Source organism: Neisseria sp. P0006.S004 (genome assembly GCF_051963015.1).
In the GTDB taxonomy this organism is placed as follows: domain Bacteria; phylum Pseudomonadota; class Gammaproteobacteria; order Burkholderiales; family Neisseriaceae; genus Neisseria.
On record NZ_JBQCUS010000001.1, the window covers coordinates 41,923 to 55,371 of the forward strand.

Here is a 13,449-nt window from a genome sequence, read left to right on the forward strand (position 1 = left end):
GAATTCATAATACAAAATCATTGAGCAGTTTATGAGAAAAGGAACACTTCTCATGGAAAAAATGAGTTTTGAAATTTACCGTTACAACCCGGACGTTGATGCCAAACCTTATATGCAACGTTACGAGTTGGAATTGGAACCAACCGACGTTAAGCTTTTGGACGCTTTAGTGCGCCTGAAAGCACAAGACGATACATTGTCTTTCCGCCGTTCTTGCCGCGAAGGTATTTGCGGTTCTGACGGTATGAACATCAACGGTAAAAACGGCTTGGCATGTCTGACCGATCTGCGCAGCCTGAAACAGCCGGTTAAAATCCGCCCTCTGCCAGGTCTGCCTGTTATCCGCGACCTGATTGTGGATATGACCCAGTTCTTCAAACAATATCACTCAATCAAACCTTACGTTGTCAACGACAACCCTATCGATGCGGACAAAGAGCGTCTGCAAACTCAGGAAGAGCGTAAAGAGTTGGACGGTTTGTACGAGTGTATTTTGTGCGCCTGCTGTTCGACTGCCTGCCCGTCATTCTGGTGGAATCCTGATAAATTCGTTGGTCCGTCTGGCTTGCTGAATGCTTACCGTTTCATTGCGGATAGCCGTGATACCATCACTAATGAGCGTTTGGATAATCTGAACGACCCATACCGTTTGTTCCGTTGCCACACCATTATGAACTGCGTAGACGTATGTCCTAAACACTTGAATCCGACCCGAGCCATCGGTAAGATTAAAGAGATTATGTTGAAACGAGCCGTTTAAGAAATGATGGTTTTTGACGATATTGCCAAACGGAAAATCCGTTTTCAAACCCGCCGGGGATTGTTGGAATTAGACTTAATCTTCGGTAGGTTTATGGAAAAAGAATTCGAGCACCTGAGTGATCAGGAGTTGTCCGAATTTTCCGAAATCCTCGAATTTCAAGACCAAGAGTTGCTTGCCTTGATTAACGGACATTCGGCAACGGACAAGAAACACCTGATTCCCATGCTTGAAAAAATCAGACAGGCATGACGTGTTATAGAGCTTGTTTGCGATGCCAATCCGAACAAGCTCTTTCCATACTGAGGCTGTCTGAAAAAAAGGACCGTGCCGCTTGAGCGGCAACGAAAGCCCCAACTTACAAAGGAGTTTAAGAATGTCTAAATCAGTCAAGCTCACCACCCCAAATCAAGAGACCTTGGAACTGCCAGTATTGGAAGCAAGTATCGGCCATGATGTGGTTGATATTCGTACTTTGACTAAAAATACAGGTCTGTTTTCCTTCGACCCCGGATTCGTGTCAACCGCAAGTTGCGAATCCAAAATCACTTATATTGATGGCGATGAAGGTCTATTGTATTACCGTGGTTATCCTATCGAGCAGCTGGCCGAAAAATCCGATTACTTGGAAGTTTGCTATCTGTTAATTTACGGCGAACTGCCTACCTCTGAACAGAAAAAAGAATTTGATACCACAGTCGGTCGCCATACTATGCTGCATGAACAGCTGACTTGGTTCTTCCGCGGTTTCCGTCGCGATGCGCACCCAATGGCGATGATGGTTGGCGTGGTTGGCGCTTTGTCTGCTTTCTACCAAGACAGCTTGGATATTGCCAATCCTGAGCACCGCAAAATCGCGATTTACCGCTTAATCTCCAAAATTCCGACCATTGCGGCAATGTGTTACCGTTATTCCAACGGTCTGCCGTTCAATTATCCTAAAAATAACCTTTCCTATGCTGAAAACTTCTTGCACATGATGTTTGCCACACCATGTGAAGAATATAAACCTAATCCAGTATTGGCCCGCGCGCTCGACCGCATCTTTATTTTGCATGCCGATCACGAGCAAAACGCGTCAACTTCAACCGTGCGTTTGGCTGGCTCTTCAGGCGCGAACCCATTTGCCTGTATCGCTGCTGGTATCGCCTGTCTGTGGGGTGCTTCACACGGCGGTGCAAACGAAGCTGTGTTGAAGATGCTGGACGAAATTGGCGATGTGTCTAATGTTGCCGAATACATGGAAGGTGTGAAACAACGCAAATACCGTTTGATGGGCTTCGGTCACCGCGTATACCGCAATATGGACCCACGAGCCAACATCATGCGCGAAACCTGTTATGAAGTCTTGAAAGAATTAGGCTTGGAAGACAGTCCTAAATTCAAACTGGCGATGGAATTGGAACAAATTGCACTGAAAGATCCATTCTTTGTTGAGCGCAAGCTGTATCCAAACGTCGATTTCTACTCCGGTATTGTCTTGTCCGCATTGGGTATTCCAACTGAAATGTTTACCGTTATCTTCGCATTGTCGCGCAGTGTAGGTTGGATTTCTCATTGGCATGAAATGATTAGCGATCCGGCACTGAAAATCGGTCGCCCACGTCAACTGTATACCGGTGCAGAGCGTCGCGATTACGTTCCGGTAGATAAACGCTAATAGACAATACATTAATATATTGTTGAAAAGTCGTTTGAAAAAATCGAATTGCTGTTTTCAATGAGGTTGGTCGTAATTAATTAAGTTGATAGCAGGTAATTTGATTTGAAATAGGGTAGAATAAAGTGTCATTTCAGACGGCCTGAATTCCGTTCGGAGAACACGGGATTCTACCCTTTGTTTATATTTTAAAGAAAAGAGCTCACGCCATGATGGACGAAAAACTCAATTTCTCTTATCTGTTTGGTTCTAATGCGCCATACATCGAGGAGTTGTATGAAAAGTTTCTGGATAATCCGGAATCTGTCGATGAAAAATGGAAACAGTACTTTACCGATTTGAGTAAACAGCCGGGCGCAGTCGCTGTCGATGTTGCCCATACACCGATTCGTGAATCATTTGCCACTTTGGCTAAAAAGAAAATTGCCGCAGCCGTCGCAGGCGGTGTGGATGAGGCGATGATGAAAAAGCAAGTCAGCGTTTTGCGACTGATTTCTGCTTATCGTATCCAAGGCGTGGGTGCAGCCCAACTTGATCCGCTCAAACGTATTCCTCCTCAAAATATCGAAGCTCTCGATCCTAAATTCCATGGTCTGTCAGATGCCGATATGGCGCTTCAGTTCAATATGGGTGAGGGCGATTTTTCCGGTCAGAGCAAACTGCCTCTGTCCCAAATCATCAGCAACCTCAAACAAACCTACTGCGGCCATATCGCGGTAGAGTACATCTACATTCCAAATACCGAAGAGCGCCGCTGGGTTCGCAATTATTTTGAAAGCGTACTGTCTACGCCAAGCTACAACGTTGAACAGAAACGCCGTATCTTGAAAGAAATGACTGCTGCCGAAACTCTGGAACGCTACCTGCATACCAAATATGTCGGTCAAAAACGCTTTGGTGTAGAAGGCGGCGAAAGCGCTATTGCCGGTTTGAATTACCTGATTCAAAACGCTGGTAAAGACGGCGTGGAAGAAGTCATCATCGGTATGGCACACCGTGGCCGTCTGAATGTTTTGGTTAACATTTTGGGCAAAAAACCGGCTGATCTGTTTGCTGAATTTGAAGGCCGTGCCGAAATCAAATTGCCTAGTGGCGACGTGAAATACCACATGGGCTTCAGCTCCGACATCGCCACTCCGCACGGCCCAATGCACGTTTCTTTGGCATTTAACCCGTCACACTTGGAAATTGTTAACCCAGTAGTGGAAGGTTCTGCGCGCGCCAAACAAAAACGTTTGGGCGAAAACGGCCGCGATAAAGTTTTGCCAGTATTGATTCACGGTGACTCCGCATTTATCGGTTTGGGTGTTAACCAAGCAACATTCAACCTGTCTAAAACACGCGGCTATACCACCGGCGGTACTGTTCACATCGTGATCAACAACCAAATCGGCTTTACCACTTCCGATACCCGCGATACCCGTTCTACCGTATACTGTACCGATATCGCGAAAATGGTTTCCGCTCCAGTTATCCACGTGAACGGCGATGACCCTGAACGCGTTTGCTTTGCTATCCAAGCCGCTTTGGATTACCGCAAAAAATTCCATAAAGACATCGTGATCGACGTTGTCTGCTACCGTAAATGGGGCCACAACGAGGGCGATGATCCGACCCTGACCCAACCGATGATGTACAAAAAAGTATCGCAACACCCGGGTGCGCGTGCTTTGTACACCGAACAACTGATTGCCGAAGGCGTGGTAACCCAAGCTGAGGCTGACGGCTACATCCAAGCCTACCGTGATGCTTTGGACAAAGGCGAACATGTTGAACAAACAACTTTGAGCAACTTCCAACGCACACAAATCGACTGGAGCAAATACCAAGGCAAAGATTGGCGCGAAAAAATCGAAACCGGTTTGCCTGCCGCCGACATCGAGCGCCTTACCGAGAAATTTACCGCCGTACCGGAAGGCTTTGCTCTGCATCCGACTGCAAAACGTGTGATCGAAGCGCGTAAAGCCATGGCATCCGGCAAACAAGCCATCGACTGGGGTATGGCCGAAACCCTCGCATACGCAAGCCTGCTGACCAAAGGTCATGGCGTGCGTATCTCCGGTGAGGACTCCGGCCGCGGTACATTCTCACACCGTCATGCAGTATTGCACGATCAAAAACGCGAAAAATGGGACGACGGTACTTATGTTCCTCTGCGCAACATGGGCGAAGGCTTGGGCGAGTTCCTGGTTATCGACTCTATCTTGAACGAAGAAGCCGTGATGGCGTTCGAGTACGGCTTTGCCTGCTCCGCTCCTGACAAGCTGACCATTTGGGAAGCTCAATTCGGCGACTTCGCCAACGGCGCGCAAGTAACTATCGACCAATTCCTGTCTTCAGGCGAAACCAAATGGGGTCGTTTGTGCGGTCTGACCACCATCCTGCCGCACGGTTACGACGGTCAAGGCCCTGAGCACTCTTCTGCACGCGTGGAACGTTGGTTGCAACTGTGTTCTGAGAACAATATGCAAGTTATCATGCCGTCTGAAGCGTCGCAAATGTTTCACCTCTTGCAACGTCAAGTCTTGGGTTCATACCGCAAACCACTGGTGGTTTTCATGTCCAAACGCCTGTTGCGCTTCAAAGGTGCAATGAGCCCGCTAGAAAACTTCACCGAAGGTTCGACTTTCCGTCCGGTTATCGGCGATACCGCAGAACGTGCAAGCAATGACAGCGTGAAACGCGTGGTATTGTGTGCCGGTCAGGTTTACTATGATTTGGAAGCTGGTCGTGCCGAGCGTAAACTGGAAGATGATGTTGCTATCGTCCGCGTTGAGCAGCTGTATCCGTTCCCATACGATGAGGTTAAAGCTGAACTGGCGAAATATCCGAACGCAAAATCTGTGGTTTGGGCGCAAGAAGAGCCGAAAAACCAAGGCGCGTTCTACCAAATCCGCCACCGTATCGAAGACGTTATCAGTGAAGAGCAAAAACTGTCTTATGCCGGTCGTCCAAGCAGCGCATCGCCTGCAGTGGGCTACTCAAGCAAACACATTGCTCAATTGAAACAATTGGTTGAAGACGCTTTGGCGTTGTAAATCAAGTAGCATTCCGTCTGAGGTTGCTCAGGCGGAATGCCCATATGCAGAATTAAAAACACACAACAGGCCGTCTGAAAGGGCCATTGGAGACACAAAATGATTATTGATGTAAAAGTACCTATGCTGTCTGAAAGCGTATCTGAAGGCACGCTCTTGGAATGGAAGAAAAAAGTTGGCGAAGCAGTTGCCCGTGACGAAATCCTGATCGATATCGAAACTGACAAAGTGGTTTTGGAAGTACCTTCTCCACAAGCCGGCGTATTGGTTGAAATCGTAGCTCAAGACGGTGAAACCGTTGTTGCCGACCAAGTTTTGGCACGCATCGATACAGCTGCTACTGCCGCTGCTGAAGCACCAGCCGCCGCTCCTGCCGAAGCTGCCCCAGCTGCTGCTCCTGCTGCTGCACAAAACAACGCCGCTATGCCTGCCGCTGCCAAACTGGCTGCCGAGACCGGTGTTGACGTGAACGCATTGCAAGGTTCCGGCCGTGACGGTCGCGTATTGAAAGAAGACGTACAAAATGCCGCTGCCAAACCTGCCGCAGCCGCTGCTCCTGCTGTTGCACTTCCTGCCGGCGCACGTCCTGAAGAACGCGTACCAATGAGCCGCCTGCGTGCCCGTGTTGCAGAACGCCTCTTGGCTTCTCAACAAGAAAATGCCATTCTGACTACATTCAACGAAGTCAACATGAAACCAATCATGGACTTGCGTGCGAAGTACAAAGAAAAATTCGAGAAAGAACACGGCGTAAAACTGGGCTTCATGTCCTTCTTCGTTAAAGCCGCTGTTGCCGCCCTGAAAAAATATCCGGTTGTGAATGCTTCCGTTGACGGCAAAGACATCGTGTACCACGGCTACTTCGACATCGGTATCGCGATTGGCAGCCCACGCGGTTTGGTTGTACCTATCTTGCGCGATGCCGACCAAATGAGCATTGCCGACATCGAACAAGCAATTGTTGATTACGCGAAAAAAGCCAAAGACGGCAAAATCGCTATCGAAGATCTGACCGGCGGTACATTCAGTATTACCAACGGCGGTACTTTCGGTTCTATGATGTCCACCCCGATCATCAACCCGCCTCAATCTGCGATTTTGGGTATGCACGCCACTAAAGAGCGTGCTGTGGTTGAAAACGGCCAAGTTGTTGTCCGTCCAATGATGTATCTGGCTCTGTCTTACGACCACCGTATCATTGACGGCCGCGAAGCTGTATTGACCTTGGTAGCCATTAAAGACGCATTGGAAGACCCAGCTCGCCTGTTGTTGGATCTGTAATCGTTTCAGACGGCCTTTTATTTATTAATGAAAAGGCCGTCTGAATTTTTATTTAGATGTAGCGTAATGTAGTATCGTGCTACAATAGGCTCAACGAACGATTGAGGCCGTCTGAAACATTTGATTCGAATGAATCGGCAGATATGGACTTTCAGACGGCCTTTTCTTAAAACCATCAAAACGCAGTCATTCAAAATAAAAAAGAAACACAAAGTATCGTTTTTATTTTGAGATACTGCCAAAAGCAAAGGATGACACGATGTCTCAATATGATGTAGTAGTGATTGGTGCAGGCCCGGGCGGATACGTTGCCGCCATCCGTGCCGCGCAACTGGGTTTCAAAACCGCTTGCGTCGATGCAGGCGTCAACAAAGCTGGCGATGCCCCTGCCTTGGGCGGTACTTGCTTGAACGTAGGCTGTATTCCTTCCAAAGCCCTGTTGCAATCCAGCGAACATTTCCACGCAGCGCAACACGAGTTTGCCGAACACGGCATCACTGTCGGCGACGTGAAATTCGACGCGGCCAAAATGATTGAGCGCAAAGATGCCATCGTGACCAAACTGACCGGCGGCGTGAAATTCCTGTTCCAAAAAAACAAAGTAACCAGCCTGTTCGGTACTGCTTCTTTTGCCGGTAAAAATGGCGATGCTTACCAAATCGAAGTCGATAACAAAGGCGAGAAAACCGTTATCGAAGCCAAACACGTCATCGTAGCAACCGGTTCCGTACCGCGTCCGCTGCCACAAGTCGCTATCGACAATGTGAACGTATTGGACAACGAAGGCGCATTGAACCTGACCGAAGTACCTGCCAAACTCGGAGTGATCGGTTCCGGCGTGATTGGTTTGGAAATGGGTTCCGTATGGAACCGCGTGGGTGCGGAAGTTACCATTCTTGAAGCTGCGCCGACCTTCCTGGCCGCCACCGACCAACAAATCGCCAAAGAAGCCTTCAAATACTTTACCAAAGAGCAAGGTTTGAACATCGAATTGGGCGTGAAAATCGGCGACATCAAATCTGAAGGCAAGGGCGTTTCCGTTGCTTACGAAACTGCTGCCGGCGAAGCCAAAACCGAAGTATTCGACAAACTGATCGTTGCCATCGGCCGTATTCCAAACACCAAAGGCCTGAACGCCGAAGCTGTCGGCTTGGAAAAAGACGAACGCGGCTTTATCAAAGTGGACGGCGAATGCCGTAGCAACCTGCCTAATGTATGGGCAATCGGTGACGTGGTTCGCGGCCCGATGTTGGCACACAAAGCCAGCGACGAAGGCGTTGCCGTTGCCGAGCGCATTGCCGGTCAAAAACCGCATATCGACTTCAACAACGTACCGTTCGTGATTTATACCGACCCTGAAATCGCTTGGGTGGGTAAAACCGAAGAGCAGCTCAAAGCCGAAGGCGTAGAGTACAAAAAAGGTACTTCAGGTTTCGGTGCAAACGGTCGCGCATTGGCAATGGGCAAAGCCAAAGGTACAGTTAAAGTATTGGCAGATGCCAAAACCGACCGTATCTTGGGCGTACACATGATCGGCCCGGTTGTCAGCGAATTGGTTACCGAAGGCGTGACTGCGCTCGAATTCTTCGCCAGCAGCGAAGACATCGCACGCATTATCCATGCCCACCCAACCTTGTCCGAAGTGGTTCACGAAGCTGCATTGGCGGCCGACAAACGCGCTTTGCACGGTTGATAGACATTAAGGCCGTCTGAAACTTTTCAGACGGCCTTAAGGCCTCCGACAAATTGAATGTTTCGAGAGCTCCGTTTTCTGATTTATAATTCCGTCAGACAAACAAACAGCATTTACATTCATTATGAACAAAGAAATAGTCGGTATTTTCTTTATACCGATGGGCATCATCAGCATGTGTATGGCCGCATTGTGGCAAATGTATGTGATGATGACCGAAACTTATACGCTCAACCGTTTCAAAGATAAAGAATTGGTTTGGCGCGTGGCATTGTTGTTTATCAGTTTCAGCCTTGCCGTTTATCTGCTCTGCCCGAATTCGCGTAAAAAAGGCATTGTCTTTTTTATTCTCGGAGGAGGCGGCGCAACCATGTATCTGCTTGCGCGGATGTGGTTGCCCTTCAGTAAATAGTAGGGCCGTCTGAAAATATGGGATTGGCCGAAGGGCGATTCCTAAAACCCACTCACCTTAAGGAGAAATCCATGAATTTACACGAGTATCAGGCTAAAGAACTGCTGGCTAGCTACGGTTTGCCCGTACAAGGCGGTATTTTGGCACACAACGGCGAAGAAGCCGCTGCAGCTTACGACAAATTGGGCGGCAAATTCGCTGTTGTCAAAGCACAAGTACACGCCGGCGGCCGCGGTAAAGCGGGCGGCGTAAAAGTCGTTAAAAGCCGCGAAGAAGCTAAAGAAGTGGCTGAAAGCCTGATTGGCACCAACTTGGTAACTTACCAAACCGATGCCAACGGCCAACCTGTCAACAGCGTTTTGGTTTGCGAAGACATGTATCCGGTTCAAACCGAGCTGTACTTGGGCGCAGTGGTTGACCGTTCTACCCGCCGCGTTACATTCATGGCTTCTACCGAAGGTGGCGTGGAAATCGAAAAAGTTGCTGCCGAAACTCCAGAAAAAATCTTCAAAGTAACCGTTGATCCGCTGGTTGGCCTGCAACCTTGCCAAGCTCGCGAAGTTGCGTTCCAACTGGGCTTGAAAGACAAACAAATCAACGAGTTCGTCAAACTGATGACCGGTGCGTACAAAGCGTTTATCGAAAACGACTTCGCCCTGTTTGAAGTAAACCCATTGGCAGTTCGCGAAAATGGCGCGCTGGCTTGCGTAGATGGCAAAATCGGTATCGACAGCAACGCGCTCTACCGCCTGCCAAAAATCGCTGAATTGCGCGACAAATCTCAAGAAAACGAACGTGAGCTGAAAGCTTCTGAATTCGACCTGAACTATGTTGCCCTGGAAGGCAACATCGGCTGTATGGTTAACGGTGCCGGTTTGGCGATGGCCACTATGGACATCATCAAACTCAAAGGCGGCCAACCTGCCAACTTCTTGGACGTTGGCGGCGGCGCAACCAAAGACCGCGTGGTTGAAGCGTTCAAACTGATTCTGGAAGACAAATCCGTTAAAGGCGTATTGATCAACATCTTCGGCGGTATCGTACGTTGCGACATGATTGCGGAAGCCATCGTGGCAGCCGTTAAAGAAATCAACGTCAACGTTCCTGTCGTTGTTCGTTTGGAAGGTAACAACGCCGAACTCGGCGCGAAAATCCTGAACGAATCAGGTCTGAAACTGACTTCTGCAGACGGCCTGAATGACGCAGCCGAAAAAATTGTTGCAGCCGTAAACGCCTAAGGAGAAAAGAATGAGCGTATTGATTAATAAAGACACCAAAGTATTGGTTCAAGGTTTCACCGGTAAAAACGGTACTTTCCACTCCGAACAAGCTCTGGCTTACGGCACTAAAGTTGTCGGCGGCGTTACCCCAGGCAAAGGCGGTCAAACCCACCTGAACCTGCCTGTATTCAACACCATGAAAGAAGCTGTTAAAGAAACCGGCGCTGACGCGTCTGTAATTTACGTTCCAGCTCCGTTTGTTTTGGATTCTATCGTTGAAGCAGTTGATTCAGGCGTAGGCTTGGTCGTTGTGATTACCGAAGGCGTGCCAACTCTGGACATGCTCAAAGCCAAACGTTACTTGGAAACCAACGGCAACGGTACCCGCTTGGTCGGCCCTAACTGCCCTGGCGTGATTACTCCGGGTGAGTGCAAAATCGGTATTATGCCGGGCCACATCCACACTCCGGGCCGCATCGGTATTATTTCCCGTTCCGGTACATTGACTTACGAAGCCGTGGCACAAACCACCAAACTGGGCTTGGGTCAATCAACCTGTATCGGTATCGGCGGCGACCCGATTCCTGGTATGAACCAAATCGACGCACTGAAACTCTTCCAAGAAGACCCAGATACCGACGCCATCATCATGATCGGTGAAATCGGCGGTACTGCGGAAGAAGAAGCAGCCGAATACATCCAATCCAACGTAACCAAACCTGTTGTCGGTTACATTGCTGGTGTTACCGCTCCTAAAGGCAAACGTATGGGCCACGCCGGTGCGATTATCTCTGGTGGTAAAGGTACTGCCGAAGAAAAATTCGCCGCTTTCGAAAAAGCCGGTATCGCTTACACCCGCAGCCCTGCCGAGTTGGGCACTACCATGCTGGAAGTGTTGAAAGCAAAAGGTTTGGCATAAGACTTAAGTCTTTAAGCTGAATTGAAAAGGCCGTCTGAAGTTTTCAGACGGCCTTTTTTAAATTCCATTGGGTTGTTTTCAGAATAAGGACTTAATTTTATTTAAATTAACGTTTATTTTAGAATAAACGGTTATAATTTATTAACAGATAAATATTCTGTAACCATATCAACCTATATCAAGGAGAGAAGCATGAAAAAACACGATTTTGAAGCACGTCGCGAGGCTTTGCTGAAAGACATCCGAGAAGTGATGGATGATGTGGAAGAATTGTACCGCAATGGTGTTGAAGCCGGTTCGGAAGAGGGCAGCAAAGCCCGAGCTAAATTGGAAGAGAAATTGGCTGTGGCCAAAGAGCGTTTGAACCGTTTTGAAGAAGAGGCCGGCGAGCGTTTGCGCCATCATGCCGAGCGTGCGCGTGAAAAATACGAGCAGTTTGAAGAAGCGGCTCAGGAACGTTTTAAAGAAGGCAAAGAGCGTTTTGCCGAATTTGAAGCCGATGCAGGTGCGCGTTTGAAACGCGGTGCCAAACAAGCTGATGAAGTGGTGCATGAAAAACCATATTATGCGATGGGTTTTGCCGCATTGGCCGGTTTGGTTGTCGGTGTGTTGTTGAACCGTCGTTAATGTGAATATGTTAAGGCCGTCTGAATAGGCGTGCACATGAAATCATGGATTTCATTGCGCCGTGCAGACGGCCTCTGCCTTATGTTTTCCTGAAAAAAAGGATAGTTAAGATGGGAATTCGCCAGCGTTTTGAACATGGCAAGGCTTTGTTGAATCAGGGCGCGGATTTGCTGCTGTTGCGTTTGCAGGTATTGAGCTTGGATTTGACGCGTCAGGCGGAGAATGTGTTCCGGTTGGCGATCTGGTTGGTGTTGTCCGGCGCGCTGTTGATGGTGGGCTTGGTCGGTTTGCTGTTCGGCTTGAACCGCGTGCTGTCGGATGTGGCGGCGTTGTGGGTGTTTTTCGGCATTTTCTTTGTAAGCCTGCTGATTATTGCTGTATTGTTCCGTAAAGTATCGGCGGACTATCGGGAGCAGGGCAGCCGTGTGGCTGAAACCTTGCAGGATATTCGATCGGACATTGCGTATTTGCGCGGTGAGATAGACAAGGATGCGGACGATGAAGCAACAGGAGTATGAAGAAGCGCGCGAGCTGCTGCTTTTGGAAGCCAAGTTGGTGCGGCTGCGGATTGAAGCGGAAAATTTGAAACTGCGTAAAGCGGAAGAAGGTAATGCTCGGCAGACTAATCGCTTGGTAATGTTGGCCGATGTGGCGTATCAGTTGAGTCAAACGCGTTTGCTGTCTCAACGTGCTTTGTTTTCTACATCGCGCCGTCGGCATTGGATTTGGCTGGTATTGGCGGTCATACTGGGCTTGTCGAGATAATCGAGGGCGGAGGTTTGGTCAAAATGATATTTGCGGCGAGTTGTTGGCTCGTGTGAGCCGCTTGTTGAGGACGCTGCGTCATTGTGTTGCCGAAACTGAAACTTTATCTATGTTGAGTATTTTTTACAAAAGACACCGGCCGTCTGAACATTTCAGACGGCCTCAATGTTTGGAGTTTCAGATATAATGGCGGCAATTTTGAAATTATTAAATGAAGGATAAGTGATGAACCGTTTGTATCCCCACCCGATTATCGCCCGTGAGGGCTGGCCGATTATCGGCGGCGGTTTGGCTTTGAGCCTGCTGGTGTCGATGTGTTGCGGCTGGTGGTCTTTGCCGTTTTGGGTGTTTACTGTATTTGCTTTGCAGTTTTTCCGCGACCCTGCGCGTGAGATTCCGCAAAATCCTGAAGCGGTGTTGAGCCCTGTTGACGGCCGTATCGTGGTGGTCGAGCGCGCACGCGACCCGTATCGTGATGTCGATGCTTTGAAAATCAGTATTTTTATGAACGTGTTCAACGTGCATTCGCAAAAATCGCCTGCCGATTGTACGGTAACGAAAGTGGTCTATAACAAAGGCAAATTCGTGAATGCGGATTTGGACAAAGCCAGCACGGAAAACGAACGTAATGCGGTTTTGGCAACTACGGCTTCTGGTCGTGAAATTACTTTTGTTCAAGTGGCCGGTCTGGTGGCACGCCGTATTTTGTGCTACACCCAAGCAGGTGCGAAACTGTCTCGCGGCGAACGCTATGGCTTTATCCGCTTTGGTTCGCGCGTGGATATGTATCTGCCTGTCGATGCGCAGGCGCAAGTGGCGATTGGCGATAAAGTTACCGGCGTTAGCACTGTATTGGCGCGTTTGCCGCTGACTGCGCCGCAAGCTGAATCTGATCCTAAAGCCGCAGCTCCACAAGCCACGCCAGTTTCACAAGCGACTCCGGCTTCTCAAGCTGCTCCGGTTGAAACCGTGGCAAACCAATCTACCGAACAGCAGCAAATCGAGGCAGCAGCGGCTAAAATTCAAGCGGCTGTGCAAGATGTGTTGAAAGATTAATAGTCAGTTTTAAATGAT

Annotated in this window: 13 protein-coding genes; all 13 read left to right on the forward strand. The window is 48.9% G+C overall.

Annotation, left to right across the window (positions count from 1 at the left end; genetic code table 11):
* The first annotated feature begins 52 nt into the window (after positions 1-52).
* The 13 genes from ACTHR2_RS00215 to ACTHR2_RS00275 all read left to right on the forward strand — a co-directional run bounded on the left by ACTHR2_RS00215 (position 53) and on the right by ACTHR2_RS00275 (position 13,431).
* Entirely contained in the window at positions 53-760 is a 708-nt protein-coding gene (locus ACTHR2_RS00215; protein ID WP_003678833.1) for a succinate dehydrogenase iron-sulfur subunit, read from the forward strand.
* Between the two features lie 3 nt (positions 761-763).
* Positions 764-1,012, forward strand: coding sequence for an FAD assembly factor SdhE (locus tag ACTHR2_RS00220; protein ID WP_003678830.1), 249 nt, complete (start codon positions 764-766; stop codon positions 1,010-1,012).
* Between the two features lie 124 nt (positions 1,013-1,136).
* Positions 1,137-2,420, forward strand: a complete 1,284-nt coding sequence (gene gltA / locus ACTHR2_RS00225) for a citrate synthase (protein WP_440375221.1) — start codon at positions 1,137-1,139, stop codon at positions 2,418-2,420.
* A 209-nt stretch (positions 2,421-2,629) separates the two neighbouring features.
* On the forward strand, positions 2,630-5,458 hold the full coding sequence (locus ACTHR2_RS00230; RefSeq protein WP_263340819.1) for a 2-oxoglutarate dehydrogenase E1 component: 2,829 nt from the start codon (positions 2,630-2,632) through the stop codon (positions 5,456-5,458).
* A gap of 99 nt (positions 5,459-5,557) precedes the next feature.
* Positions 5,558-6,739: a 2-oxoglutarate dehydrogenase complex dihydrolipoyllysine-residue succinyltransferase gene (gene odhB, locus ACTHR2_RS00235; protein WP_002217383.1), complete on the forward strand. Its 1,182-nt coding sequence runs from the start codon at positions 5,558-5,560 to the stop codon at positions 6,737-6,739.
* 259 nt (positions 6,740-6,998) lie between these two features.
* Positions 6,999-8,432 carry a dihydrolipoyl dehydrogenase gene (lpdA, locus tag ACTHR2_RS00240; protein WP_263340824.1) on the forward strand — a complete coding sequence of 478 codons (1,434 nt, stop codon included), beginning with the start codon at positions 6,999-7,001 and terminating at the stop codon, positions 8,430-8,432.
* Between the two features lie 124 nt (positions 8,433-8,556).
* Positions 8,557-8,844 carry a hypothetical protein gene (locus tag ACTHR2_RS00245; RefSeq protein WP_004519272.1) on the forward strand — a complete coding sequence of 96 codons (288 nt, stop codon included), beginning with the start codon at positions 8,557-8,559 and terminating at the stop codon, positions 8,842-8,844.
* A 71-nt stretch (positions 8,845-8,915) separates the two neighbouring features.
* Complete coding sequence (gene sucC, locus ACTHR2_RS00250) at positions 8,916-10,082, forward strand: ADP-forming succinate--CoA ligase subunit beta (protein WP_003675098.1); 1,167 nt, start codon at positions 8,916-8,918, stop codon at positions 10,080-10,082.
* Positions 10,083-10,092: 10 nt separating this feature from the next.
* Positions 10,093-10,983: a succinate--CoA ligase subunit alpha gene (gene sucD / locus ACTHR2_RS00255; RefSeq protein ID WP_002221113.1), complete on the forward strand. Its 891-nt coding sequence runs from the start codon at positions 10,093-10,095 to the stop codon at positions 10,981-10,983.
* 192 nt (positions 10,984-11,175) lie between these two features.
* Positions 11,176-11,610 (forward strand): DUF883 family protein, encoded by a 435-nt coding sequence (locus ACTHR2_RS00260; protein WP_049349055.1) that lies wholly within the window; start codon positions 11,176-11,178, stop codon positions 11,608-11,610.
* 110 nt (positions 11,611-11,720) lie between these two features.
* A complete protein-coding gene (locus ACTHR2_RS00265) occupies positions 11,721-12,128 on the forward strand; it encodes a phage holin family protein (RefSeq protein ID WP_070632098.1) in 408 nt (135 codons plus the stop codon).
* A complete protein-coding gene (locus ACTHR2_RS00270) occupies positions 12,109-12,375 on the forward strand; it encodes a hypothetical protein (protein ID WP_036491527.1) in 267 nt (88 codons plus the stop codon). The genes ACTHR2_RS00265 and ACTHR2_RS00270 overlap by 20 nt, the downstream gene beginning before the upstream one ends.
* 225 nt (positions 12,376-12,600) lie before the next feature.
* The gene (locus tag ACTHR2_RS00275; RefSeq protein WP_263340850.1) at positions 12,601-13,431 is read left to right on the forward strand and encodes a phosphatidylserine decarboxylase; all 831 of its coding nucleotides are present in this window, start codon (positions 12,601-12,603) and stop codon (positions 13,429-13,431) included.
* Positions 13,432-13,449: the final 18 nt, after the last annotated feature.

Bases quoted from the DNA above. Each gene is read 5' to 3' on its own strand.
- ACTHR2_RS00215 (WP_003678833.1), top strand. From the start codon at position 53: ATGGAAAAAATGAGTTTTGAAATTTACCGTTACAACCCGGACGTTGAT.
- ACTHR2_RS00220 (WP_003678830.1), top strand. From the start codon at position 764: ATGATGGTTTTTGACGATATTGCCAAACGGAAAATCCGTTTTCAAACC.
- gltA (WP_440375221.1), top strand. From the start codon at position 1,137: ATGTCTAAATCAGTCAAGCTCACCACCCCAAATCAAGAGACCTTGGAA.
- ACTHR2_RS00230 (WP_263340819.1), top strand. From the start codon at position 2,630: ATGATGGACGAAAAACTCAATTTCTCTTATCTGTTTGGTTCTAATGCG.
- odhB (WP_002217383.1), top strand. From the start codon at position 5,558: ATGATTATTGATGTAAAAGTACCTATGCTGTCTGAAAGCGTATCTGAA.
- lpdA (WP_263340824.1), top strand. From the start codon at position 6,999: ATGTCTCAATATGATGTAGTAGTGATTGGTGCAGGCCCGGGCGGATAC.
- ACTHR2_RS00245 (WP_004519272.1), top strand. From the start codon at position 8,557: ATGAACAAAGAAATAGTCGGTATTTTCTTTATACCGATGGGCATCATC.
- sucC (WP_003675098.1), top strand. From the start codon at position 8,916: ATGAATTTACACGAGTATCAGGCTAAAGAACTGCTGGCTAGCTACGGT.
- sucD (WP_002221113.1), top strand. From the start codon at position 10,093: ATGAGCGTATTGATTAATAAAGACACCAAAGTATTGGTTCAAGGTTTC.
- ACTHR2_RS00260 (WP_049349055.1), top strand. From the start codon at position 11,176: ATGAAAAAACACGATTTTGAAGCACGTCGCGAGGCTTTGCTGAAAGAC.
- ACTHR2_RS00265 (WP_070632098.1), top strand. From the start codon at position 11,721: ATGGGAATTCGCCAGCGTTTTGAACATGGCAAGGCTTTGTTGAATCAG.
- ACTHR2_RS00270 (WP_036491527.1), top strand. From the start codon at position 12,109: ATGAAGCAACAGGAGTATGAAGAAGCGCGCGAGCTGCTGCTTTTGGAA.
- ACTHR2_RS00275 (WP_263340850.1), top strand. From the start codon at position 12,601: ATGAACCGTTTGTATCCCCACCCGATTATCGCCCGTGAGGGCTGGCCG.